Source organism: Rugamonas rubra, from assembly GCF_900114705.1.
Lineage (GTDB): Bacteria > Pseudomonadota > Gammaproteobacteria > Burkholderiales > Burkholderiaceae_D > Rugamonas > Rugamonas rubra.
Genome location: NZ_FOTW01000023.1, coordinates 1 through 24,455, shown reverse-complemented (window position 1 = coordinate 24,455; position 24,455 = coordinate 1). Strand labels below are relative to the sequence as shown.

Annotated in this window: 25 protein-coding genes and 1 rRNA gene; 6 read left to right on the top strand and 20 right to left on the bottom strand. The window is 65.8% G+C overall.

The genetic code is table 11. The features are described 5' to 3' along the window. The first annotated feature begins 40 nt into the window (after window positions 1–40). A complete protein-coding gene (gene gatB / locus BM252_RS22240) occupies window positions 41–1,501 on the top strand; it encodes an Asp-tRNA(Asn)/Glu-tRNA(Gln) amidotransferase subunit GatB (RefSeq protein WP_093389871.1) in 1,461 nt (486 codons plus the stop codon). 85 nt (window positions 1,502–1,586) lie between these two features. Here the strand turns inward: gatB and BM252_RS22235 are convergent, their stop codons facing one another. The 6 genes from BM252_RS22235 to pyrE all read right to left on the bottom strand — a co-directional run bounded on the left by BM252_RS22235 (window position 1,587) and on the right by pyrE (window position 6,734). Then, the gene (locus BM252_RS22235) at window positions 1,587–2,405 is read right to left on the bottom strand and encodes a retron system putative HNH endonuclease (protein WP_093389870.1); all 819 of its coding nucleotides are present in this window, start codon (window positions 2,403–2,405) and stop codon (window positions 1,587–1,589) included. Further along, a complete protein-coding gene (locus BM252_RS22230; RefSeq protein ID WP_093389869.1) occupies window positions 2,389–3,759 on the bottom strand; it encodes an AAA family ATPase in 1,371 nt (456 codons plus the stop codon). The genes BM252_RS22235 and BM252_RS22230 overlap by 17 nt, the downstream gene beginning before the upstream one ends. 157 nt (window positions 3,760–3,916) lie before the next feature. Then, the gene (locus BM252_RS22225) at window positions 3,917–4,456 is read right to left on the bottom strand and encodes a PEP-CTERM sorting domain-containing protein (RefSeq protein ID WP_093389868.1); all 540 of its coding nucleotides are present in this window, start codon (window positions 4,454–4,456) and stop codon (window positions 3,917–3,919) included. A 130-nt stretch (window positions 4,457–4,586) separates the two neighbouring features. After that, complete coding sequence (locus BM252_RS22220) at window positions 4,587–5,438, bottom strand: alpha/beta fold hydrolase (RefSeq protein ID WP_093389867.1); 852 nt, start codon at window positions 5,436–5,438, stop codon at window positions 4,587–4,589. A 117-nt stretch (window positions 5,439–5,555) separates the two neighbouring features. Then, entirely contained in the window at window positions 5,556–5,930 is a 375-nt protein-coding gene (locus BM252_RS22215) for a hypothetical protein (protein WP_093389866.1), read from the bottom strand. A gap of 138 nt (window positions 5,931–6,068) precedes the next feature. Beyond that, on the bottom strand, window positions 6,069–6,734 hold the full coding sequence (gene pyrE / locus BM252_RS22210; RefSeq protein ID WP_093389865.1) for an orotate phosphoribosyltransferase: 666 nt from the start codon (window positions 6,732–6,734) through the stop codon (window positions 6,069–6,071). A gap of 152 nt (window positions 6,735–6,886) precedes the next feature. Between pyrE and BM252_RS22205 the strand changes: the two genes are divergently transcribed. Then, a complete protein-coding gene (locus tag BM252_RS22205) occupies window positions 6,887–7,657 on the top strand; it encodes an exodeoxyribonuclease III (protein WP_093389864.1) in 771 nt (256 codons plus the stop codon). A gap of 153 nt (window positions 7,658–7,810) precedes the next feature. On the opposite strand, the gene BM252_RS22200 is transcribed toward BM252_RS22205, so the two are convergent. From BM252_RS22200 to BM252_RS22140, 13 genes are all read right to left on the bottom strand, one after another. Further along, a complete protein-coding gene (locus BM252_RS22200) occupies window positions 7,811–8,719 on the bottom strand; it encodes a pseudouridine synthase (RefSeq protein ID WP_093389863.1) in 909 nt (302 codons plus the stop codon). Between the two features lie 7 nt (window positions 8,720–8,726). Beyond that, window positions 8,727–9,623 (bottom strand): M48 family metallopeptidase, encoded by an 897-nt coding sequence (locus BM252_RS22195; RefSeq protein WP_093389862.1) that lies wholly within the window; start codon window positions 9,621–9,623, stop codon window positions 8,727–8,729. Beyond that, on the bottom strand, window positions 9,620–10,873 hold the full coding sequence (locus BM252_RS22190) for an AmpG family muropeptide MFS transporter (protein ID WP_093389861.1): 1,254 nt from the start codon (window positions 10,871–10,873) through the stop codon (window positions 9,620–9,622). The genes BM252_RS22195 and BM252_RS22190 overlap by 4 nt, the downstream gene beginning before the upstream one ends. Continuing rightward, window positions 10,873–11,484 (bottom strand): methionine biosynthesis protein MetW, encoded by a 612-nt coding sequence (metW, locus tag BM252_RS22185; protein WP_093389860.1) that lies wholly within the window; start codon window positions 11,482–11,484, stop codon window positions 10,873–10,875. Before metW ends, BM252_RS22190 begins: the two co-directional genes overlap by 1 nt. Further along, complete coding sequence (gene metX / locus BM252_RS22180) at window positions 11,481–12,686, bottom strand: homoserine O-succinyltransferase MetX (protein WP_281249377.1); 1,206 nt, start codon at window positions 12,684–12,686, stop codon at window positions 11,481–11,483. Before metX ends, metW begins: the two co-directional genes overlap by 4 nt. Before the next feature lie 193 nt (window positions 12,687–12,879). After that, a complete protein-coding gene (gene ptsP / locus BM252_RS22175) occupies window positions 12,880–14,622 on the bottom strand; it encodes a phosphoenolpyruvate--protein phosphotransferase (RefSeq protein ID WP_093389859.1) in 1,743 nt (580 codons plus the stop codon). Window positions 14,623–14,666: 44 nt separating this feature from the next. After that, window positions 14,667–14,936: an HPr family phosphocarrier protein gene (locus BM252_RS22170; protein ID WP_093389858.1), complete on the bottom strand. Its 270-nt coding sequence runs from the start codon at window positions 14,934–14,936 to the stop codon at window positions 14,667–14,669. A gap of 64 nt (window positions 14,937–15,000) precedes the next feature. Next, a complete protein-coding gene (locus BM252_RS22165; protein ID WP_093389857.1) occupies window positions 15,001–15,408 on the bottom strand; it encodes a PTS sugar transporter subunit IIA in 408 nt (135 codons plus the stop codon). Window positions 15,409–15,474: 66 nt separating this feature from the next. Further along, on the bottom strand, window positions 15,475–16,413 hold the full coding sequence (gene gshB / locus BM252_RS22160) for a glutathione synthase (RefSeq protein WP_093389856.1): 939 nt from the start codon (window positions 16,411–16,413) through the stop codon (window positions 15,475–15,477). Between the two features lie 82 nt (window positions 16,414–16,495). Next, on the bottom strand, window positions 16,496–17,797 hold the full coding sequence (gshA, locus tag BM252_RS22155; protein ID WP_093389855.1) for a glutamate--cysteine ligase: 1,302 nt from the start codon (window positions 17,795–17,797) through the stop codon (window positions 16,496–16,498). A 178-nt stretch (window positions 17,798–17,975) separates the two neighbouring features. Beyond that, window positions 17,976–19,526: an ammonium transporter gene (locus BM252_RS22150; RefSeq protein ID WP_093389854.1), complete on the bottom strand. Its 1,551-nt coding sequence runs from the start codon at window positions 19,524–19,526 to the stop codon at window positions 17,976–17,978. Between the two features lie 11 nt (window positions 19,527–19,537). Beyond that, the gene (locus BM252_RS22145) at window positions 19,538–19,876 is read right to left on the bottom strand and encodes a P-II family nitrogen regulator (protein WP_010393464.1); all 339 of its coding nucleotides are present in this window, start codon (window positions 19,874–19,876) and stop codon (window positions 19,538–19,540) included. A gap of 11 nt (window positions 19,877–19,887) precedes the next feature. Next, entirely contained in the window at window positions 19,888–20,643 is a 756-nt protein-coding gene (locus BM252_RS22140) for a TorF family putative porin (protein WP_093389853.1), read from the bottom strand. A gap of 264 nt (window positions 20,644–20,907) precedes the next feature. Between BM252_RS22140 and BM252_RS22135 the strand changes: the two genes are divergently transcribed. The 4 genes from BM252_RS22135 to BM252_RS22120 all read left to right on the top strand — a co-directional run bounded on the left by BM252_RS22135 (window position 20,908) and on the right by BM252_RS22120 (window position 24,046). After that, the gene (locus tag BM252_RS22135) at window positions 20,908–21,153 is read left to right on the top strand and encodes an accessory factor UbiK family protein (protein ID WP_093389852.1); all 246 of its coding nucleotides are present in this window, start codon (window positions 20,908–20,910) and stop codon (window positions 21,151–21,153) included. A gap of 314 nt (window positions 21,154–21,467) precedes the next feature. Continuing rightward, window positions 21,468–22,979, top strand: a complete 1,512-nt coding sequence (locus BM252_RS22130) for a YifB family Mg chelatase-like AAA ATPase (RefSeq protein ID WP_093389851.1) — start codon at window positions 21,468–21,470, stop codon at window positions 22,977–22,979. A gap of 46 nt (window positions 22,980–23,025) precedes the next feature. Continuing rightward, complete coding sequence (locus BM252_RS22125; RefSeq protein WP_093389850.1) at window positions 23,026–23,571, top strand: hypothetical protein; 546 nt, start codon at window positions 23,026–23,028, stop codon at window positions 23,569–23,571. A 133-nt stretch (window positions 23,572–23,704) separates the two neighbouring features. Further along, entirely contained in the window at window positions 23,705–24,046 is a 342-nt protein-coding gene (locus BM252_RS22120) for a DUF1840 domain-containing protein (protein ID WP_093389849.1), read from the top strand. A gap of 136 nt (window positions 24,047–24,182) precedes the next feature. On the opposite strand, the gene rrf is transcribed toward BM252_RS22120, so the two are convergent. After that, a 5S ribosomal RNA gene (gene rrf / locus BM252_RS22115) occupies window positions 24,183–24,295 on the bottom strand. Window positions 24,296–24,455: the final 160 nt, after the last annotated feature.

Below are 24,455 nucleotides of genomic sequence, written 5' to 3'. Positions count from 1 at the left end.
CGAATTCGGCCCGCGGGCCAACAAGTAAAGCGAGAACACTATGCAATGGGAAGTCGTCATCGGTCTTGAGAACCACGTGCAACTCACGACCGAATCAAAAATCTTCAGCGGTTCGCCGATCAAATTCGGCGCCGAGCCGAACACCCAGGCCAGCCCGGTCGATCTGGCGCTGCCGGGCGTGCTGCCGGTGATGAACAAGGCCGCCGTCGAACGCGCCATCCGCTTCGGCCTGGCGGTCGGCGCCACCATCGCGCCGCAGTCCATCTTCGCGCGCAAGAACTACTTCTACCCCGACCTGCCCAAGGGCTACCAGATCAGCCAGTTCGCCGACCCGGTGGTGCAAGGCGGCTCGCTCACCTTCGGCTACGAGAAGGACGGCGAGTTCGTCACCAAGACCGTCAACCTGACCCGCGCCCACCTGGAAGAGGACGCCGGCAAGTCGCTGCACGAGGACTACCACGGCATGAGCGGCATCGACCTGAACCGCGCCGGCACGCCGCTGCTGGAGATCGTCTCCGAGCCGGAGATCCGCAGCGCCGCCGAGGCGGTGGCCTACGCCAAGGCGCTGCACTCGCTGGTGATGTGGCTGGGCGTGTGCGACGGCAACATGCAGGAGGGCTCGTTCCGCTGCGACGTCAACGTCTCGGTGCGCCGGGTCGGCGACACCGAGCTGGGCACCCGCTGCGAGATCAAGAACCTGAACTCCTTCCGCTTCATCGAGGAGGCCGTGCACGTCGAGGTGCGCCGCCAGATCGAGCTGATCGAGGACGGCGGCAAGGTGGTGCAGGCGACCCGCCTGTACGACCCGGACCGCAAGGAAACGCGCGAAATGCGCAGCAAGGAAGACGCCCAGGACTACCGCTACTTCCCCGACCCGGACCTGCCGCCGCTGATGATCTCGCCGGAATGGATCGCCCGCGTCAAGGACGCCATGCCGGAACTGCCGGACGCCATGCGCGCCCGCTTCGGCGCCGACTACGCGCTGTCCGACTACGACGCGCTGGTGCTGACCCAGTCGCTCGAGATGGCGCGCTACTTCGAGGCGGTGGTGGCCAAGGCCGGCAAGGACCACGCCAAGGCGGCCGCCAACTGGCTGATGGGCGACGTCGCCTCGACCCTGAACCGCGAGGGCGTCGAGATCGCCGCCGCGCCGGTGTCGGCCGCGCAGCTGGCGCTGATGCTGCAACGCATCGCCGACGGCACCATCTCCAACAAGATCGCCAAGGAGGTGTTCGCCGCGATGTGGGAGGCCAAGTCGGCCGACGAGCAGCTGGTCGACGCCATCATCGAGGCCAAGGGCCTCAAGCAGATCTCCGACAGCGGCGCGCTCGAAGCCATCGTCAACGAGGTGCTGGCGGCCAACGCCAAGTCGGTCGAGCAGTACCGCGCCGGCAAGGAGGCTGCCATCAACGCGCTGATCGGCCAGGCCATGAAGGCCTCGAAAGGCAAGGCCAACCCGGCCCAGCTGACCGAGCTGCTGAAGCAAAAACTGGCGGGCTGAGTGTGAAGCGAGCTAGCCGGGAATAATGAAAAAAGGACGCAGCGTGCGTCCTTTTTCATTGCCAACAACAACGGCCGCGCCAGCGTCAGCCCCGATACGCGATCCCGCGCAAATACTGCTCGGCAGCGCCCCCCAACAGGATGCGGCGCGTCGTGAAATAGCTCGGCCACCTGCTGCCGAACCAGCGGGCCGCCAGCTTGGTCTTGAAGTGGATGTCGTTGCGCCGCCTGGCCTCGGTAACCGCCCGGTTATACTCGTTCAACACGAGCTTGCGCTCGGTGCGCAACCTGTCGCAATTGAGGTTCAGCGCCGTTTCTATCGTGACTGTCAAACGCTCCCTGGTCGTTCCCAGGGCGAGCGCGGCCGCCGCATCGACCTGCAAACAAAGGTCGTCGTTCGGAAACAGGCGCCCATCCGCCTTGTCGAAATCGAACAGGCATGGAAAAGCAGCTAGCTGCAGCGGATTGATCAACGCGGCCAGCATCGCCGCCAACTGGGGTGTCCTGGCCGCCTTCGACAGCCAGTGGTTCTTGTGGGAGTCGCAACTCAGATTGCGCGGCAGGGGGTGCAACGATTTGTCATCGTGCTCGCCACCGGTGCATACGGCGACGATGTTCGTCCACATCAAACCCCAGTTGAGCGCGGCGTTGGACTTGTCCGATTTCGGGTGGATGTGTTCGACCTTCTGCTGGTCAACCGACAAGCCGGCGATCAGCCTCTCGCAGTACGCACACAGTCCGCCTTGATCCGCGATCAGCCGCTTCTTGATTTCACGGTAGTCGTGTCCCGGCTGATTCGGCGCAGCTGAATAGTTGCGGAAATCATTGTCCCAGTCTTCAGCCGGAAAGGCGGTGGCGAAGCGCGTCAACTCGTTCGGCGGGGCCGACTTAAGCAGGGTCTTCATGCGTCGCCCCGGCCTCCAGCGAGCGCTCCCACTTCCGGTTCTCGATATGCAGGTCGGCCTCCGTCAGCGCCGGCTCTTCGCCGCGATAACGCTCATCCAACTTCACCCGCAGCGCCTGGGCCGGCGCGCTGTCCCACTGGTCGGCGTAGACCAGCGCCAAATAGCGCTCCAACTCATGAGTCGCCTCGATATGCGGGCGCGGCGCCACGTCGAAAACGCGCTTGAGCACACGCGACGATTCCGCCCCCTCGGTGCCCGGCGGTGCGCTGAACACGGCGAAGTCCGACAGTACCCGCACGCTTTCGGAGGGCACAGACGAAATGACCTGCGGGCTGTGCGTGGTGACAATGAACTGTATCAAGGGGAACGCCGTCGTCAGACTGTGCAATACCGATTGCTGCCATTCGGGATGCAGGTGCATGTCCACCTCGTCAATCAGCACGACGCCGGAAGTCCGCTTCGACGCGGCAGCACCGAAATGGGGATTGAGCTTGGTGGCGCGGAAGGCGATATCGGCCACCATGCCTATCATGTTTCGTATGCCGTCGCTCAACAGCTCCACCGGCAGCTCACCATGCTTGTCGTGGTGGGCGACAAGTTGCTCCTGCGCCAGGGAATAGGCGATGTCCTTCCAACCGGCCGGGGCAAGACAGGCATCGACCGCCGAGGCGACGGAACGAATATAGTCATCGAACTCGTTGGCCTGATAGGCTTGCCCGTTCCTGCTGGCGTCGACCTGCGCTTTCAGCGAGTTGGTGCTCCAGTAGCGGAACCAGGCGACCAGCGCCTTGTAGCTAGAGGCAGGGTCCAGACAATTCGAGTAGCCGACGGTGCGCGTGGTCCGATGCAGTTTGCCGCCGTCCGTCAAATTCTTGCGCTGCCAGAGCCGCCCTGTGCCATAGTAGGCAAGCAGCGGCAAGGCCGTCTCGGTATCCGGCGTGCGCACCCTAACCTGCAAGGCCTTGCCCAAATCGGTCAGCCGCTTGGCGTCCTTGCTGGTGGTCTTGGCCTTGGCAGGACCGGCGAGGCTGCGCCGCCAAGGTCGCAATGTGGCGTCGCCAATGCGGCCGGTGGCCTCCAGCCACGCGCCGCCGGCGGCGTACTCCATCTCATTGCTGCTGGTCGCCCGCACGCGGGACAGGCGGATATCGCTGGGCAGGAAGCGCTTGTCCACCCCCTCGTCGAATGCCCCCACATACGGTCCGAACGCGACGGCAATGGCGTCCAGAATGGAGGTTTTACCGGCCCCGTTCGAAGCAATGAGTACCGTCAACTTGTCATGGAATTCGATCTCGACATCCTCGAAGCAGCGATAGTCGCGTAGCCGCAAGGTCTGAATACTCAATTCTGGCATGGGATAGGCTCTGTGTGGTCGTTCGCTGTTGTCACCGGGTGCTATGCAACACCCCTTCGCTGGCTACGCGATGACATATTCTCTCATAGAGCGACTCCCCTCGGTGGCAACATGGACGGCCGCGCCGGCGCCCGCCGGTTGCGCACTGCCTTCGCCCTTACATCCGGCGGCGCCGCGCCAGCACGCCCATCAGGCCCAGGCCGGCCAGCAACATGGCGCCCCCGGCCGGCTCAGGCACCGGCGACACCGCCAGCGACCAGCCGCCGTGGGCGTTGGCCGGGTTGTCCAGCGCGATGTCGCCCCGGCTGTAGCTGACGGCGAAGACCTCGCTGCCGATGCTCGAGTTGTTGGTGAAGTAGAAGTAGTTGTTGTGGAAATTGGCCGGCTCGCTGGCGTCGACGAAGACGAAGTTGTTCTTCGCGGCGTTGGTGGAGACCACCGCGCCCAAGGTGTTGTCCCAATTGTTGGTCTGCTCGTTCCAGGCGGCCTGGTACAGCGTGCCGCTGAAGGCGTTGCCGTTGAAGTTGATCTTGACGTCGGAGATGTCGTCCAGCAGGTCGCCGTGCAGCGTGCCGTTCATCGAGCCGTCGATGACCAGGCCGTTGCCGCCGAAGGTGTAGGAGAAATTGTAGACCTCGGCCTGTGCGGCCGAGGCGAACGAGGCCGCGAGCAGCGCGGCGCAGAACAGCTTTTTCATGTCGGATTCCTTGGTGTGAACGGGGCAAGTGCCGCACAAGCGGCGCGAGCCCGCATGATACCGAATCCGATAATATTTTCTTATTTTTTGTTAATTGTGTGCCAACAATTCAACAAAAGCAAGAATCCGCCTAGCCGTGCCTGTCGATCCAGTCGAGGATCTGGGCGAAGATCTCTTCACGGTTGAGTTCGTTGAAGTTCTCGTGGAAGTTCGCCGGGTAGCGGTGCAGTTCCAGCAGGCCGGCCGGCAACTTGGCCAGCATCGCCTCGCTGGCGGCCGAGTCGGCCAGGCGGTCGTCGCCGGCGATGGCGGCGAACAGCGGATAGCGCCAGGCCGGCAGCTTGTCGGCCAGCCCCAGCTGGGCCTGGCCGAGGGCGTGGGCGAAGCGCACCGTGATCTCGCTGGCGCGGATGTTGTCGCGCTCGTCGGCCTGGTGGCGCGCGGTGATCGCGCGGTCGTGCGTCAGCACCTCGGCCAGCGGCGCCAGCGGCACCTTCATGGTCGGCGCCAGCTTGGCCAGCACGCCGGACAGCGCCTGCAGGACCGGCGAGACCTTGATCGCGTTGACGTAGTACGGCGACGACAGGATGAAGCCCTTGATGGCCGCATCGGCCGGGAAGCGCTCCAGCCCCAGGTGGGTGGCGATCAGGCCGCCCATCGAGTGGCCCATCACATAGATCGGCAGGCCGGGGTAGTTGCGCTTGACCCAGCTTAAAAATTTTTCACCTTCGTCGAGGAAGACTTGAAAACCGGGAATGTCGGCGCGGTGCGCGCCCTCGTGGCCGCACATGTCGTAGCTGACGGTGGCGATGCCGTGGGCGCGGAAATACAGCGCCGGCGTGACGTAGTCGCCGGCATGGGCCATGCCGCCGTGCAGCGCCAGGATGACGGCGCGCGGCGCGGCCGGTTCCCACACATGGATCTTGCGTTCGGTCTGGCCGCCGACCGGGAGGGCGGCGTAACGGTCTTCGGAAAAACGCATGGGCAGGCTCCAGTTATGCTTTTGGCAAAACTGACAGTGTAGCGTTGGTTGGTGCTTGCGCGCAACACCGCGCGGCGCCGAGCGGGTCGGCGCCGTGCCGGCGACCCGGCAAGGGTCTTAGGCCGTGATGCTCAGCGAGATGCCGGTTTCCACCAGCAGGGCCAGGTCGGCCAGCAGGAAGTCCAGCGTCGGCGTCGGCTTGCTCGGATCGTCGACGGTGAAGGCGATGCGCAGTTCGGCCGCCACGTCCGAGCGTTCGAAGTGGATGCCGCGCGCGGTGCACTCGGCCAGGAAGGAACGCACCTGCTTGAGCAGCTTGTCCGGGTTCTTGTCCGTGCCCAGGCTGACGTAGAAGCCGGAGTCGATGCGCACCCGACCGTCCGGGCGCACGTCGCCTTTTTGCCAGCTGCCGTCCGGTTCGGCCGGCAGGCCGTCGCGGATGTCGGCCAGTGCGTCGTCGTCGCCGTTGACTTTCAGGGTTGCAATGTTCATGGTTGTGCCTTCGTCTCCTCGACCAGGGTGGTCGGTGTTGAATAAACGTCCAAACGTGCGTTCCGGTAAAGGTTACACCAAAGCAATTTCAAAGTCCACGCCAACGCAACGGTGTTTCGCCTGCGCCGCCCGCTTGGATTATTGCACGCCGTAACGGCTACGGTAGGCCGCCACCGCGTCCTTGAACTGCTGCAATTGCGGATCGGCGCCGGCGCCGTTCAGGTAGCTGAACAAATCGTCCAGGTTGCCGATCGAAATGACCGGGATGTTGTAGGTCTTGCTGACCTCCTGCACCGCCGAGCTGGGCGACAGCGCGCCGTCCTTGCCCGAGCGCTCCATGCGGTCCAGCGCGATCAGCACGGCGCAGGGTTCGGCGCCGGCGGCGCGGATCATGTCGACCGATTCGCGCACCGAGGTGCCGGCCGAGATCACGTCGTCGATGATGACGACCTTGCCCTGCAGCTTGGCGCCGACGATGGTGCCGCCCTCGCCGTGGTCCTTGGCTTCCTTGCGGTTGAAGGCGAACGAGGTGTTGCGGCCCTTGCCGGCCAGCGCCACGGCGGTGGCCGAGGCCAGCGTGATGCCCTTGTAGGCCGGGCCGAACAGCATGTCGAACTCGACGCCGGAGTCGAGCAGGGTCTGGGCGTAGAACTGGGCCAGTTGGGCCAGGGTGGCGCCGTCGTGGAACAGGCCGGCATTGAAGAAGTACGGCGACTGGCGCCCCGCCTTGGTGGTGAAGTCGCCAAAGCGCAGCACGCCGGTGGCGACCGAGAAAGCGATAAATTCCTGCCGTAAGTTGTTCATAATGCCCCGTATCATAAAAGTGCCTGTATTTTAATCCCGCCGCCCCGGCGCGACAATCAATGCCTGTCCGCAGCGATGGAAGAAACGCGATAAACTAGCGCCTCGCGCGCCGTGCGCGCCCCACTTATCCCCTTTTTTCCGATCCGACGACCATGCCAAAAATCATTTCCGCCAACCTGAACGGAATCCGCTCCGCCGCCAAAAAAGGCTTCTTCACTTGGATGGCGGCGCAGGACGCCGACTTCGTCTGCGTGCAGGAATTGAAGGCCCAGGCGCCCGACATGAGCGAGGACTTCCTCAATCCGCCCGGCTACCACGGCAACTTCCACTACGCCGAGAAGAAGGGCTACTCCGGCACCGGCATCTACAGCCGGAGCGCGCCGGACCAGGTGCGGATCGGCTTCGGCAGCCCTGAGTTCGACGCCGAGGGCCGCTATGTGCGCTGCGACTTCGGCTCGCTGACCGTGATCTCGGTGTACTGCCCGTCCGGCTCCTCGTCGCCGGAGCGCCAGGAGGCCAAGTTCCGTTTCATGGACCTGTTCCTGCCGCACCTGCTGGAGTTGCGCGCCGAGGGCCGCGAGGTGGTCATCTGCGGCGACTGGAACATCGCCCACCACGAGATCGACCTGAAGAACTGGAAGGGCAACAAGAAGAACTCCGGCTTCCTGCCCGAGGAGCGCGCCTGGCTGACCCGCGTGTTCGACGAGGCCGGCTATGTCGACGTCCACCGCGGCATCGACAAGCGCGAGGAGCAGTACACCTGGTGGAGCAACCGTGGCCAGGCCTGGGCCAAGAACGTCGGTTGGCGCATCGACTACCACGTCGCCACCCCGGGCATCGCGGCGCAGGCCAAGGCGGTGTCGATCTACAAGGACGAGCGCTTCTCCGACCACGCGCCGCTGACCATCGACTACCGTTTGTAAAACCAACGACGCCGGCATCCGCCGGCGTTTTTTTTGGCGGGACTTCAAGGCGCCGGGGATGCCGGCGAACCCCGGCGGCGAAGAACCAGGGTCAGACCCTAGGGTCTGACCCTAGGGTTGCGCCTGTGGGTCTCGCCGCACACCTGCGGTCGGCTACAAGGAGCGGGCGCTGGCGAACTCGCGGCGCAGCCCGCTCAGCGGATCGGTGAAGGCGATCGCCCGCGCCAGCAGCTTGAGCGGCTGCGACACGTCGTCCTGCTTGCACGGCAGCGCCACCGGATAGAAGGCGTCGTTGACGATGGGGATGCCCAGCGAGGACAAATGCACGCGCAGCTGGTGCTTGCGCCCGGTGTGCGGCCGCAAGCGGTACAAGGTGGCGTCGGCGCGGTGCTCGATGACGTCGATCAGCGTCTCCGAGTTCGGCTCGCCCGGCTCCTCGCGCATCAGGAAAAACTTGTCGCCGTCGACCATCCGGCTGCGGTAGGTGAAGGGGAACTCGCGCCCCTCCAGCCGTGGCGCCAGCGCCTCGTATTCCTTCTCGATGACGCGCTTCTGGAACATCGACTGGTAGGCGCCCCGGCTGGACTGGCGGCGCGAAAAAATCACCACGCCGGCCGTCTCGCGGTCGAGCCGGTGGATCGGCGTCAGCTCCTCCTCGCCCAGGGTCTTCTTCAGGCGCACCAGCAAGGTCTCGTGCAGGAAGCGGCCGGTCGGGATCATCGGCAGGAAGTGCGGCTTGTCGACCACCACCAGGTGCTCGTCCTGGAACAGGATCTGCTCGCTGAAGGGGATCGGCGTTTCGCGCTCCAACTCGCGGTAGTAGAAGATGCGCATGCCGCGCCGATAGGCGCTGGCCGGATGCAGCGGCGTGCCGTCGGCGTCGACCACGTCGCCGCGCGCCATGCGCTCGCGCCACGAGGCCTCGTTGACGTCGGGGTAGCGCTGCACCATGAAGGTCAGCATGTCCGGCCACTGGCCCTCGGGCAGCCACAGGTAGCTGGCGGCGACGCCGTCGCGCATCGGCAGCGGCGCCTTGCCGTGGCCCTGCTGTTGTCGTCCCATGGCCACCTCAGCGCGTGGCGACGGCGCTGGTCCGGTAGGCCGGCAGCGCGTTCGGGTTGACGCCCTTGGCGCGCGCGTACACCGGCAGCACCAGCGCCATGTTCTTGTTCATCTCGGCGATGCGGCTGTCGCCGCTCGGGTGGGTCGACAGGAAGGGTAGCGGCTGGCCCTGGCCCTGGCTGACGGCGCCCATTTTTTCCCACAGCGCGATGCCGGCGCGCGGGTCGTAGCCGGCGCGCGCGGCCAGGTCGATGCCGACCATGTCGGCCTCGGTCTCCTCCTCGCGCGAGAAGTGCAGCACGGTCAGCTGGGCCGCCGCGTTGGTGGCGGCGCCGGTCAGCCGCGGGTCGACGCCGAGCCAGGCCGACAGGCCGGCGCCGGCCAGCTTGCCGACCAGGTTGGTGGCCTCCGACTTGGCGGCGCGCTCGCGGCCGTGCTCGCGCAGCGCGTGGCCGATCTCGTGGCCCATGACGATGGCCACCTCGTCGTCGGTCAGGTTGAGCTGGGTCAGGATGCCGCTGAAGAAGGCGATGCGCCCGCCCGGCATGCAGAAGGCGTTGACCTGCTTCGAGTTGAGCAGGTTGACCTCCCACTGCCAGCGCGCCGCCTCGGGGTTCCAGCGCGTGGCGTAGGGGATCAGCCGCTTGGCGATGGCGCGCAGGCGCAGCACCTGCGGATGGTTGGCCGGCACCAGCGCCTGCTTTTGCTGGGCCTCGCTGAGCAGCTGGCTGTACTGCAGCTTGGACTGCTGCTCGAACTGTTGCGGGTCGGAGAACACGCGCATGCGCGACATGCGGGTGACGGGGATGCCGTCCGGCTCGCCTTGCGGCTGGGCGGACGCGGCGCCGGCGCCGGCGCAGACGGCCAGCGCCAGCAAGGCGATTGTGTGTTTGACGGTTTTCATTGTTTGGCATTCCATGGTGCGATTTTCGGCAGCATCATCATGGCAGGAAAGGCCAGGAAGAAGCACACGATAAAGAACATGAACCAGCCCGTCTCGGCGACGATGAAGCCGACCGAGGAATTGATAAAGGTGCGCGGCACGGCGGCCAGGCTGGAAAATAGCGCGTATTGGGTGGCAGTGTAACGCGGGTCGGTCGAACGCGAAATAAACGCCACCAGCGCGGCGGCGCCCAACCCCAGGCTGGCGAACGATTCGAAACCGAACACGGCGCTCAGCAGCAGCGGGTCCGGCCCCACCTTGGCCAGCCAGGCGAAGCCGAGCACGGCCAGCGCCTGCAGCAGGCCGAACACCCACAGCGCGCGGTTGATGCCGATCTTGACCATCCAGACGCCGCCGACAATGCCGCCGGCCAGGCTGGCCCACCAGCCGGTGGCATTCGCCGCCAGGCCGATCTGCTTGGTGGTGAAGCCGATGTCGAGGAAGAACTTGGTGGCCAGCGCGGTGGCCATGCTGTCACCCAGCTTGTACAGAAGGACGAAGCCGACGATCAGCAACGCCTGGCGCCAGCCGTCGCGCTGGATGAATTCGCGGAATGGCAGCACGATGGCCTGCTGCAGGTTCTTCGGCGGCTCGCCGTAGGCGGCCGGCTCGGCGATCAGCAGGGTGCACACCAGGCCGGGCAGCATGAAGGCGGCCACCACCCAGAACACCAGGGACCAGGGCTGGCTGTCGGCCAGCACCAGGCCCAGCGCGCTAGGGATCAGGCTGGCCGCCTTGTAGGCGTTGACGATCACCGCCGCACCCAGGCCCTGCTCGCTGTCGCTGAGGATCTCGCGGCGATAGGCGTCGATCACCACGTCCTGGCTGGCCGACAGGAAGGCCACCGCCAGCACGAAGGCGGCCACCAGGCCGAGCTGGTTGAGCGGATTCAGCATGCCCATGCCGCCGATGGCCAGGAACAGGCCGACCTGGCTGAGCGCCATCCAGCCACGCCGCCGCCCCAGGCTGCCGATGCTGTAGCGGTCCATCAGCGGCGCCCAAAGGAACTTGAACGTGTACGGGAAGGTCACCAGCGCGAACAGGCCGAGCGCCTTGACGTCCAGGCCGGACTTGGCCAGCCAGGCCTGCATCAGGTAGATCAGCGTAAACAGCGGCAGGCCCGAGCTGAAGCCGAGGAACAGCACGGCCGCGATGCGGCCGTTGAGGTAGGTGCGCCAGCCGGCGGCCGGCGGCGGCACCGCTGGCGACATCAATGCACCGCCTTTTTGCGCAGGCGGAACACGGCCAGGTCGCCGCGCAGGTTGGGCAGCACGCTGACGGTGCGGCCCTCGGCCAGGGCGACGCAGTCGATGACCTCCAGGCCGCACTCCTCGGCCAGCTGGCGGAAGTCCTTGATGGTCGCGCAGCGCACGTTGGGCGTGTCGTACCACTGGTAGGGCAGCGACTTCGAGACCGGCATGCGGCCCTTCAGCAGCGCCACCCGGTGCGGCCAGTAGGCGAAGTTGGGGAAGGAGACGATGGCCTCCTTGCCGACCCGGACGATGTCGCGCAGCAGGCGCTCGACGTGTTTCATCATCTGCAGCGAGGACAGGCACAGCACGGTGTCGAAGGAGTCGTCGCCGAACAGCGCCAGGCCCTTCTCCATGTCCTGCTGGATCACCTGCACGCCGCGCTGGGTGCTGGCCAGCACCTTGTCGTCGGCGATCTCGATGCCGTAGCCGCTGCACTGCTTGTCGCTCTGCAGATAGTCGAGCATGACGCCGTCGCCGCAGCCGACGTCGAGCACGTGGGCCGACTTGGGCACCCAGTGGGCGATGAAGGCCAGGTCCGGCCGGGCGCTGCTCAGTTGGTCGAAGTTCATGCGTGCTCCTTGCCGCTTGCTGCCTTGATCGATGGCGCCGCCGTGGCGGCGCCCTTGCCTGCCGTGGCGGTTTCCAGCCACACCTGTTGGTAGTAGGCGCGCACCATGTCCATATAGCGCGGGTCCTCCAGCAGGAAGGCGTCGTGGCCGTGCGGCGCGTCGATCTCGGCGTAGGTCACGCTGCGCCGGTTGCACACCAGCGCCTGCACGATCTCGCGGCTGCGCTCGGGCGAGAAGCGCCAGTCGGTGGTGAACGAGGCGAGGAAGAACTTGGCCCGGGTGCCGGCCAGCGCCTTGGCCAGGTCGCCGCCGTGGCCGCGCGCCGGGTCGAAGTAGTCGAGCGCCTTGGTGATCAGCAGGTAGGTGTTGGCGTCGAAGTACTCGGAGAACTTGTCGCCCTGGTAGCGCAGGTAGGACTCGATCTCGAAGTCGACGCCGAAGTCGAACTTGTAGTCGCCGCCGGCGGCCACGTCGCGCAGCTTGCGGCCGAACTTTTCCGCCATGTCGTCGTTCGACAGGTAGGTGATGTGGCCGACCATGCGCGCCACCCGCAGGCCGTTCTTCGGCACCACCCCGTGGGCGTAGAAGTCGCCGCCGTGGTAGTCGGGGTCGGACAGGATGGCCTGGCGCGCCACGTCGTTGAAGGCGATGTTCTGCGCCGACAGCTTGGCCGTCGAGGCGATCACCACGCAGTGGCGCAGCCGCGCCGGGAACAGGATGCTCCAGGCCAGCGCCTGCATGCCGCCCAGCGAGCCGCCCATCACGGCGGCGAACTGGACGATGCCGAGGCGGTCGGCCAGGCGCGCCTGCGCCGCCACCCAGTCCTCCACCGTCACCACCGGGAAGCTGGCGCCGTAGGGTTTGCCGCTGGCCGGGTTGGTGTGCATCGGCCCGGTCGAGCCGAAGCAGGAACCGAGGTTGTTGACGCCGATGACGAAGAATTTGTCGGTGTCGAGCGGCTTGCCGGGGCCGACCATGTTGTCCCACCAGCCGGTGCTCTTGGGCTGGCCCTGGTACTCGCCGGCGACGTGGTGCGAGGCGTTGAGGGCATGGCAGACCAGCACGGCGTTCGACCGGTCGGCGTTGAGCGTGCCGTAGGTCTCGTACATCAGCGTGTAGTCGGCCAGCGCGGCGCCGCTTTGCAGCCGCAGCGGCTCGGCGAAGTGCATGGTTTGCGGGGTGACGTATCCAATGGATCGCATAAAATTGTCGATGGTAGTGGAGCGGCCCCACGGGCCAAAAATGATGCGCCGCCGCGAGGATGGGCGGCGCAGGCTGACAGCTTACAGTATCGGCGCCGCCCGGACCGCCGCGCGGTCGGCAGGTGCGCCGTCTCGCCGGTCTGTAGCTCCGGCCCCGTCGCGGCGGCCAGATGACAGTCCGCGCGACGGTGTGTTACAGGCGTTGCAGTTGTTCGACCGCCTCGGCGATCACCGCCGGCTCCATCGCCCGCATCACCTTGCGGGTCTGCGGCGTGATGCGCGCCAGGTCGCTGTTGAGGATCTCCTGCTTGACCGACAACAGCTGGGCCGGATGCATGGAGAACTCGCGCAGGCCCATGCCCAGCAGCAGGCGGGTCAGCTTGACGTCGCCGGCCATCTCGCCGCACACGGCGACGTCGATGCCGGCCTTGTGGCCGGCGGCGATGGTCATGGCGATCAGTTGCAGCACCGCCGGATGGAGTGGATTGTAAAGGTGCGCCACCTCATAATCAACCCGGTCGATGGCCAGGGTGTACTGGATCAGGTCGTTGGTGCCGATCGACAGGAAGTCCATCCGCTTGACGAACATCGGCAGCGCCAGCGCGGCGGCCGGGATTTCGATCATGGCGCCGACCTCGACGGCGTCGTCGAACTTGATGTCGGCCTCGCGCAGCTCGGCCTTGGCCTGGGCGATCATGGCCAGCGACTGGTCGATCTCGAAGGCGTGCGCCAGCATCGGGATCAGGATGCGCACCTTGCCGAAGGCCGAGGCGCGCAGGATGGCGCGCAGCTGGGTCAGGAAGATCTGCGGCTCGGCCAGGCAGTAGCGGATCGCCCGCAGGCCCAGCGCCGGGTTGAGCGCGGTGTGCTCGCTCTGGTCGAGCGGCTTGTCGGCGCCGATGTCGAGCGTGCGGATGGTCACCGGCCGGCCCTTCATCGCCACCACCGCGCGCTTGTACTGCTCGAACTGCTCGTCCTCGGAGGGGATCTTGCTGTTGCGGCCCATGAACAGGAACTCGGAGCGGAACAGGCCGACGCCGTTGGCGCCCGCCTCCAGCGCGGTGGCGCAGTCGTCGGGCAGCTCGATGTTGGCCATCAGCAGGATGGTGGTGCCGTCGCGCGTCACCGCCGGGGTCTTCTTCAGCTTGTTGAGCTTCTTGCGCGCCCGTTGCAGCGCGCCCTGGCGTTCGCGGTACTGCTCCAGCACCAGGGTGCTGGGGTTGGCGATGACCACGCCGGCGTCGCCGTCGATGATCAGCCAGTCGTCCTGCTCGATCAGGGCGGAGGCCTGCGACATGCCGACCGCCGCCGGAATGTCCAGGCTGCGCGCGACGATGGCGGTGTGCGAGTTCTGCCCGCCGACGTCGGTGACGAAGCCGACGAAGCTGCGGTCGCGGAACTGCAGCATGTCGGCCGGCGAGATGTCGTGGGCGACGACGATCATCTGCGCCTGGAACTGCTCCTCGCCCAGCGTCTTGGGCAGGGTCTGCTCGCTGCCCAGCAGCACCTTCAGGACGCGCTCGGCGACCTGCTGGATGTCGGCCTTGCGCTCGCGCAGGTAGGGGTCCTCGATCTCGTCGAACTGCGCCGACAACTCGTCGATCTGGGTCAGCAGCGCCCATTCGGCGTTGTAGTGGCGGCTGCGGATGATGTCGAGCGGCGCCTCGGAGATCATCGGGTCCGACAGGATCAGGGCGTGCACGTCGATGAAGGCGCCCAGCTCGGTGGGGGCGTCCTTGGGCAGCTCCAGCCACAAGGTCTGCAGCTCCTTGTGCACGGCGGCCAGCGCCTGCTGCAGGCGGCGCACCTCGGCCTCGAGGTGCTCCTCGGTGACCAGGTAGTGCTTGACGTCGAGCGCGGCCGGCGCCAGCAGGTGGGCCCGGCCGATCGCGATGCCGCGGGAGACGGGAATGCCGTGAAGCGTGAACGATGCCATCGGTGGACCTGTCAGAGTACGGGGGCGGCTGTTCTCAGCGGGCATTACTCGCCTTCGCCAAACTTGTCGTTGACCAGTGCGGACAAGGCGGTGATGCAGTCCTGCTCGTCGCTGCCGTCGGCCTCCAGCGTGACCTTGGCGCCCTTGCCGGCGGCCAGCATCATCACGCCCATGATGGACTTGGCGTTGATGCGCCTGGCGTTGCGGGTGAGCCAGACGTCGCTTTGGAACTTCGCCGCCAACTGGGTGAACTTGGCCGAGGCGCGCGCATGCAAGCCAAGCTTGTTGATAATCTCAAGTTCTTGTTGAATCATTTTTTCTCGTCTCAATCAGTGCGCACTGCAAAAAACCGCCGCCACGGCCGGCGCGGCGGCTACCCTAGTTCTGTCCCACGCGGATGCGGTTGTCGACCCGCACCGCGCCGTTCTGCGCCCCGGCCAGGGCCATTTCCACCACCACGTCGAGCGCGTCGCGCCGGTAGGTGATGGCGCGCAGCAGCATCGGCAGGCTGATGCCGGCGATCACCTCGACGCGGCCGGCGTCGGCCAGTTTGTTGCAGCAGTTGGCCGGCGTGCCGCCCTTGACGTCGGTGATCACCAGCACGCCGTCGCCCTCGTCGAGGCGGCAGATGGCCGCCGCCGCCAGCGTCTGCACCTCGCCCAGGTCCTGGTCGGCGGTGACGTCGATCGCCTCGAGCCGCTCGGTCGGGCCGCGGAACACGTGGGCGCAGGCGGCGATGAAGGCCTGGCCCAGCGGCGCGTGTGTCATCAGCAGTATGCCAACCATATGCCTATTCCGCCAGTGAGGGCGAGCGTTTTGCAACGCGCGCCGCGCAATTAGTCGCCGGCCGGCTCATCGCGCCTGCTCCACCGCGTCGATGAACATGGCGGCGACGTCGAAGCCGGTCTGCTGGGCGATCTCCTGGAAGCAGGTCGGGCTGGTGACGTTGACCTCGGTGAGGAAGTCGCCGATCACGTCCAATCCTACCAGCAACAGGCCGCGGCTGGCCAGTTCGGGGCCGAGCGCCTCGGCGATCTCGCGGTCGCGCGCCGTCAGCGGCTGGGCCACGCCGGTGCCGCCGGCGGCCAGGTTGCCGCGCACCTCGCCGGCCTGGGGGATGCGCGCCAGCGAGAACGGCACCGCCTTGCCGTTGATGACAAGGATGCGCTTGTCGCCCTTGACGATCTCCGGAATGTAGCGCTGCGCCATGATGGTGCGGCGGCCGTTGTCGCTCAGCGTCTCGACCACGGCGCCCAGGTTCAGGCCCTCGGCGTTGATGCGGAACACGCCGGCGCCGCCCATGCCGTCGAGCGGCTTGAGGATGATGTCGCCGTGGTGGGCCTGGAAGGCGCGGATGCGCGCCTCGTTCGAGGTCACCAGGGTCGGCGCGGTGTACCGCGAGAACTGGGCGATGGCCAGCTTCTCGTTGTGGTCGCGGATCGCCGAGGGCTTGTTGAACACCCGCGCGCCCTGCCGCTCGGCCAGCTCGAGCAGGTAGGTGCCGTAGATGTACTCCATGTCGAACGGCGGGTCCTTGCGCTGGATGATGGCGTCGAAGGTCGACAGGTCGGTCTCGTGCGCCGGCGCGGCGCGGTACCAGTCGTGGCTGTCGCCGGTCAGCGTCAGGCGGGCGGCGTTGGCGAACACGCTGCCGCCGTCGAGCGCCATGTCCTGCTGTTCGAAGGCGTAGACGGCGTGGCCGCGGCGGTCGGCCTCGACCATCATGGCGTAGGTCGAATCCTTGTAGGTCTTGAAACCTGCCAAGGGATCGGCGAGGAAAGCGATTTTCATGGGCGCATCCAATCTGGGTAATGCCTGATTTTAGCCGATGTCGGCCACCGGCACCTCGGGCGGCCCCGGCCGTGCGCCGCGCTCAGTAGACTTCCGGGTTCGGATCGGTGCGTTCCATCTCCAGCGAGGCCGCCAGCAGGGCCAGCCGGGCCACCACGCCGTAGACGTAGAAGCGGTTCGGCGCCGCCGTGCCGGGCTTGGCTTTCAGGTCGGGCACGGCGTGCTGCTGGGCGAAGGCCAGCGGCACATATTGCGAGCCGGGCGCGTTGAGGTTCTGGTCGACGCCCTTCTCGGCGTGGACGCGGTAGAAGCCGCCGACCACGTAGCGGTCGATCATGTAGACCACCGGCTCGGCGACGGCGTCCTTGATGCTCTCGAAGGTCGGCACGCCCTCCTGGATGATGATGTCGCTGACCACCTTGCCGTCCTTGACCACCGACAGGCGCTCGCGCTGGGCCGGCGTCAGCGCCTTGATCTCGGCCGAGTCCTTGATGGTCAGGATGCCGGTGCCGTAGGTGCCGGCGTCGGGCTTGATGATGACGAAGGGCTTGTGCTCCTTGATGCCGTATTCCTTGTACTTCTTCTTGATCTTGGCCAGCAGGGTGTCGATGTTGGCGATCAGGCAGTCCTCGCCCTCGCCGGTGCGCAGGTTGACCTCGCCGCACTTGGCGTGGAAGGGGTTGAGCATCCACGGGTCGACGCCGATCAGCTTGCCGAACTTCTTGGCCACCTCGTCGTAGGCGGCCAGGTGGTTGCTCTTGCGCCGCAGCGCCCAGCCGGCGTGCAGCGGCGGCAGCAGGCTCTGCTCGTGGATGTTCTGCAGGATCTCCGGGATGCCGGCCGACAGGTCGTTGTTGAGCAGGATGGTGCAGGGGTCGAAGTCCTTCAGCCCCAGGCGGCGGCCGTTGGCCGAGCGCACCAAGGGCTCGATGACCAGCATGTTGCCGTCTGGCAGGGCCAGCGGGGTCGGCTGGGTGATCTCCGGCGACAGCGAGCCGAGCCGCACGTGCAGCCCGGTCTGGCGGAAGATCTGCATCAGCCGCGCCACGTTCTGCAGGTACAGCGGATGGCGCTCGCGCACCTCGGGGATCAACAGCAGGTTGCGCGCGTCGGGGCAATACTTGTCGATGGCGGCCATGGCGGCCTGCACCGACAGCGGCAGCATCTCGGTGGCCAGGTTGTTGAAGCCGCCGGGGAACAGGTTGGTGTCGACCGGGGCCAGCTTGTAGCCGGCGTTGCGCATGTCGACCGAGCAATAGAACGGCGGCGTGTGCTCCTGCCACTCGAGTCGGAACCAGCGTTCGATGGCCGGCGTGGCGGCCAGGATTTTTTCTTCGAGGTCGAGCAGCGGTCCGGTCAGGGCCGTGACGAGATGGGGAACCATGGTTACTTCCTTAATATGCGTGCCGGACAGGGACAGGGCACACCGGGCTATCTATATTACCGTGCAACTACTCCAAATCGGGGCGAAAACCGCGTTTTAAAGGCCGAAAGCAAAAAAAGCGCCCCAGGCTGGGGCGCTTTCGGCTGGCCCGCGCGCGGCGGGCCGGTCCATGCAAGGGTCAGGCGTGGTAGGCGGACTCGCCGTGGCTGGTGATGTCCAGGCCTTCGCGCTCTTCCTCTTCCGGCACGCGCAGGCCGATCACCACGTCGACCAGCTTGTAGGCGATCACCGAGACGATGGCCGACCAGATGATGGTGGTGCCGACGGCGGTGGCCTGGGTGGTCACCTGGCCGACGATCGAGTAGGCGTCGGACGACATCTTGTTGCTGACGTAGTCGAAGATGCCCTGGCCGCCCAGCGAAGGCGAGGCGAACACGCCGGTCAGCAGCGCGCCGAGGATACCGCCGACGCCGTGCACACCGAACACGTCGAGCGAGTCGTCGGCGCCGAGCAGGCGTTTCAGACCGTTCACACCCCACAGGCAGACCACACCGGCGAGCAGGCCGATGACCAGCGCGCCCATCGGACCGACGAAACCGCAGGCCGGGGTGATGGCCACCAGACCGGCCACCGCGCCGGAGGCACCGCCCAGCATCGACGGCTTGCCCTTGGCGACCCATTCGCCACCGACCCACGACACGGTCGCGGCGGCGGTCGCCAACAGGGTGTTGATGAAGGCCAGGGCGGCGACGTCGCCCGCTTCCAGCGCCGAGCCGGCGTTGAAGCCGAACCAGCCGACCCACAGCAGCGAAGCGCCGATCATGGTCATGGTCAAGGAGTGCGGCGCCATCGATTCACGGCCGTAGCCGACGCGTTTGCCGATCATGAAGGCACCGACCAGGCCGGCGACGGCGGCGTTGATGTGCACCACGGTGCCGCCGGCGAAGTCCAGCGCGCCTTTTTGGAACAGCCAGCCGGCCTTGGCGCCTTCGGTGACGGCGCTAGCGGCGTCCTTGATGGCGTCCGGACCGGTCCAGAACCAGACCATGTGGGCGATCGGCAGGTAGGAGAAGGTGAACCACAGCACGACGAAGGCCAGCACGGCGACGAACTTGGCGCGCTCGGCGAAGGCGCCGATGATCAGCGCGCAGGTGATGGCGGCGAAGGTGGCCTGGAAGGCGACAAAGACGAACTCGGGCAGCACGACGCCCTTGCTGAAGGTGGCGGCGGTGGAGAAGGCGGCCTTGGTCGGGTCCCAGATGCCGTTCAGGAACAGGCGGTCGAACTTGCCGTAGAAGGCGTTGCCCTCGGTGAAGGCCAGCGAGTAGCCGTAGATGCACCACAGCACGATGATGACGGCGAAGACCATGAACACTTGCAACAGGATCGACAGCATGTTTTTCGAGCGTACCAGACCGCCGTAGAACAGGGCCAGGCCGGGGATGGTCATCATGATGACCAGCATGGTCGAGGTCATCATCCAGGCCGTGTCGCCCTTGTTCGGGGTGGGCGCGGCGGCGGCCGGCGCCTCGGCCGGCGCGGCGGCGGCCGGGGCGGCGGCCGGCGCGGCTACCGGAGCGGCGGCGGGAGCAACTTCGGGCGCGGCGGCGGCCGCCGCCGGCGCGGCCTCGGCCGGCTTGGCCTCGTCGGCGGCGAAGGCCGGCGCGGCGAGGTTACATGCGAACAGGAAAGCGACCCCAGCTAGCAACTTGGTTATTGTTTTTTTCATCAATGTTCCCCTTAAAGTGCTTCGTTGCCGGTTTCGCCGGTGCGGATGCGGATCACCTGCTCCAGGTTGTAGACGAAGATCTTGCCGTCGCCGATCTTGCCGGTGCGCGCGGCGCCCTCGATGGCCTCGATCGCCTGGTCGACGATGGCGTCGTCGACGGCCGCCTCGATCTTGGTCTTGGGCAGGAAGTCGACCACGTATTCGGCGCCGCGATACAGCTCGGTGTGGCCCTTTTGCCGGCCGAAACCCTTGACCTCGGTGACGGTGATGCCTTGCACGTTGATCGCCGACAAGGCTTCACGCACTTCGTCGAGCTTGAACGGCTTGATAATGGCGGTAATCATTTTCATGCTGGCCTCGCTTAGAAGGTTTTGGAGATGGTCAGGACGGCGCCGGTCTTGGCGGTGCTCTTGCCGGCCGGGGTGACGTAGGCGTTGCTGTCGGCGTAGACGGCGGCCAGTGCCACGGTGGCGAAGCCGAAGTCCTTGCTCACGCCGACCTTGTAGTCGCTGTAGCTGAAGGCGCCGTTGTTCTTGACGTTCTGGTGGCCGACGTGCAGGCCCAGGTTGTAGCCGTCGTAGACGTCGTAGGTGAAGGCCGCCTCGAGGTAGCCGCTGTTCTTGCTGTCGGGCGCCGCGAACAGGTTGGTGGTCGAGTGCGAGTACTTGACCGAGAACGGGCCGGCCGACAACTGGCCGTACAGCTCGAAGGTGTTGGCGCTCGGGTGCAGGCCGTTGGACGGGTAGAAGTAGTACAGGCCGCCGACGTCGTAGGCGATGTCCTTGCTGATCTCGCCGCGCTTGCCACCGTAGATGTCCCATTCGATGTCGCCGTCGCCGCCCGCGTCCTTGGTCCACTTGATCGTCGACAGCCAGGTGCCGGCGTAGAAACCGCTAGGATTGTGGGTATAATCCGCCCCGCCCTGCAGCGCCGGATTCAAGCGCGATTGCGAGATGCCGCGGAAACGGTAGTCGCTGGTCAGCGCGACGTTGTAGCTGACGTCGTTGTCCGGCTTGGCTGCGGCGGCCTCTTCCGCATGGGCCGAGACGGCGCCGAAAGAGGCAAAGGCCAAGGTCAGTGCGGCGGCAAGAGTAAGATTCTTGGTGAGGCTTTTCATGGCGATTTCCTTTGAATTGAACTTGGGTAGCGGTTGCGGTTTAAAATCTAGGCTGATCAAAAGCTTTCATCAGTACCTGTAGCAGAATGCGTGCCAGCTAATGTTGGTGGACAGGCAGTTGCAACCGTGTCTAGGCAAGCGGATTGAGGCAGGCTGAGGTGAGAATCGCGGTCGGCGCACTAGTCAGTATCAAAAATTCGCACCACATTAGGCCGAAGTGCACTGCAATGGTGCGTTGCATTGTCGGCCACATCAAGGACTATCATGGATATGAATACTTTTTTTAACGACTTGCAGAGCAAGATCAACCAAGCCATCGAGAACTCGCCGGCCAAAGACATCGAAAAGAACGTCAAATCGATGATGACCCAGGGTTTTTCACGTCTCGATCTGGTCACCCGCGAGGAGTTCGACATCCAGGCCCAGGTGCTGGCCAAGACCCGCAGCAAGCTCGAAGCGGTGGAAGCCCGCCTGGCCGAGCTGGAAGCGCGCCTCGACGGCGCGAAGTAAGCACCCGCCCACCTGCGCCGACGCGGCCGATGCCCGGCCCGTCTGCGGCCAATGCACGGCCAATGCACGGCCAACACGCGACCGCCGTGGTGCGGCCATGGCACCAGCATGGCGCAAACGCATGACCGCCGCGTGACGCCGGCACGCCGGGCGCGACTAGCGCATCGCTACTGTTGCGAAATTGACAGGCCGAGGCCCACCCCGCCACCTCCTTCCGCTTGAAACAGCCGCGCGCTTAGTCTGGCGCAAGGCGCCGCGCCCGCCGCGCTCTACGATTTCAGCTGCAGTCCCGTCCTTCCCGAGCGAGGAATCCGATGAGCTTAGCCGTGCTGAAAAGCCGCGCCCTGGCCGGCATGGAGGCGCCGGAAGTGAGCGTCGAGGTGCATCTGGCCAACGGCCTGCCCTCCTTCACCATCGTCGGCCTGCCCGAGACCGAGGTCAAAGAGGCGCGCGACCGGGTCCGCGCGGCGATCCAGAACGGCGGCTTCGAGATGCCGGCCCAGCGCATCACCGTCAACCTGGCGCCGGCCGACCTGCCCAAGGAATCCGGCCGCTTCGACCTGCCGATCGCGCTCGGCATCCTGGCCGCCTCGCGCCAGCTTCCCTCCAGCCAGTTGCACCGCTATGAATACGCCGGCGAACTGTCGCTGTCGGGCGAGTTGCGGCCCATCCGCGGCGCGCTGGCGATGTCCTTCGCCATGCGCCGCGACGGCGCCGAGCACGCCTTCATCGTGCCGCAGGCCAACGCCGACGAGGCGGCCCTGGTGGCCGGCGCCGCCATCTACCCGGCCCGCTCGCTGCTGCAAGTGTGCGCCCACTTCGCCGCGCTGACGCCGGACGCAGCCCTGCAGCGCCACCAGCCCAGCCTGCTGCTGGCGGCCGCCGAGTACGCCGACTTCGCCGAGGTGAAAGGCCAGTTGTTCGCCAAGCGCGCGCTGGAGGTGGCGGCGGCGGGCGGCCACAGCGTGCTGTTGGTCGGCTCGCCCGGCACCGGCAAGACCATGCTGGCCAGCCGCTTCGCCGGCCTGTTGCCGCCGATGAGCGACGAGGAGGCGTTGGAGTCGGCCGCCGTGCAATCGCTCTGTGGCCGCTTCAACCCCGAGCTGTGGAAGCGCCGGCCGTTCCGCGCGCCGCACCACACCGCCTCGGGGCCGGCCCTGGTCGGCGGCGGCAGCCAACCCCGGCCGGGCGAGATCTCGCTGGCCCATTGCGGCGTGCTGTTCCTCGACGAGCTGGCCGAATTCGACCGTCGTGTGCTCGACGTGCTGCGCGAACCGATGGAATCGGGCCGCATCGTCATTTCGCGCGCGGCGCGCCAGGCCGAGTTCCCCGCCCGCTTCCAGCTGATCGCCGCGATGAATCCCTGCCCCTGCGGCTACCTGGGCCATGCCAGCGGCCAATGCCGCTGCTCGCCCGATACCATCCTGCGCTACCAGGGCCGCATCTCCGGCCCGCTGCTCGACCGCATCGACATCCAGCTCGAAATGGCCGAGGTGGAGCCGGAGACCTTGGCCGCGCCGGCCGACGGCGACAGCAGCGCCGTCATCGCGGCGCGCGTCGAACAGGCCCGGCTGCGGCAACTGCAGCGCCAACAAAAGAGCAACCAGCAACTGCTGCCGCGCGATATAGACCGCCACTGCAAACCGGACCGCGCCGGCGAACATCTGTTGCGCAGCACCATGCAGCAATTCCAATGGTCGGCGCGCGCCTACCACCGCGTGCTGCGCGTGGCCCGCAGCGTCGCCGACCTGGACGGCGCACGCACCATCACCATGGCGCATGTGGGCGAGGCGATACAGTACCGGCGCGCGCTGCGCGAGCGCTGAGGCCGTGCCGTTTGCCCGCGCGCCCCGCAGCCTGCTACCATCAAGCATGCGAAAACTTTCCCTCCCCCTCCTCCTGGCGACGGCGCTGACCGGCGCCGTCCTGTCCGCCTGCAGCCCCAAGTTCGACTGGCGCGACTACCGCAGCAACGACGCCCCCTACGCCGTGCTGTTCCCCGGCAAGCCGGCAACGCAAACGCGCAAAATCGACCTGGCCGGCACCGAGGTGAGCATGACCATGGCCGCCGCCGAGGTCGACGGCATCACCTTCGCCGTCGGCAGCGCGCTGCTGGCGGACGCGGCCAAGGCGCAGGCGGCCTTGCCGGCGATGAAGACGGCGCTGCTCAAGAACATCGGCGCCAGCGTGACCGCCGACAAGGTGGCGGCTCAGTCGTCGGGCAACGGTGGCGCGGCGGCGCAGCAAACCACGCTGGACGTCGAGGCGAAGGGCACGCGCAACGGCGAATCGATGCTACTGATCGGCCGCTTCGTCGCCAAGGACAAACGGATCTATCAAGTCATCATCATGGGGCGGGAAAAACACATTGTGCGCGAGACAGTTGACACCTTCCTGAGCTCCTTTAAACTGAACTAAGTTTCAACAGCGAAGACCACAGACGGCCGCTTGTTTGCTGAACCGGAAGCACCTTGTCAACATCTTGAAGTATTCAAAATGGCAAGTCGTGCTATTGTTTGAAGCTACTAACAACAAGACTCGGAAAGCACTTATGTTGATTACTTTTAAATCCAAATCATCGCCAGAAGTCCTGATGTATCAGGAACATGCACAACGCATACTGGATCTGCTGCACAAGAGTCCTAGCCGGGGAGTGATTACCGCCGCCGAGGCGGCAACGGCCCTGTCGCTGCTCGAGCACGAGGTGGCACTCAGCAAACAACATCCCGATGTGGATGTCGAGCACGACATCCACGCCCACGAGGCGGAGGAAGGCGAAACCCAGGAGCATGCCGTGCAACAGCGCGTCGGCTTCGCGGCGCGCGCATATCCGTTGCTGGAAATGCTGCGCGCGGCCAAGCAGGACGGCAACGACATCGTCTGGGGCATCTAAGCCGCATAGACGAAAACCCCTTAGGTGGATGCGATGGCCTGGGCCACAACATCCACCTACGGGGTTTTTTACATCCAAAGCGATGGACGAAAAAAAACCCCACCGGATCACCGGATGGGGTTTTTTAGAATAACTAGCCTGACGATAACCTACTTTCACACTGGTTGCAGCACTATCATCGGCGCAGAGTTGTTTCACGGTCCTGTTCGGGATGGGAAGGGGTGGTACCAACTTGCTATGGTCATCAGGCATTGACTTGTACGAACGCGCGTCCCCGGATGGGCGACGGCGCTCTAAAATTGGGAAGAAGTATCAGTAAAGAATGGGGTAATGAAGTATGTCTCAACAACTCAGGAACACGTAACTTCTCATTCTTACAACCTGCTAAGGTTATAGGGACAAGCCGTAC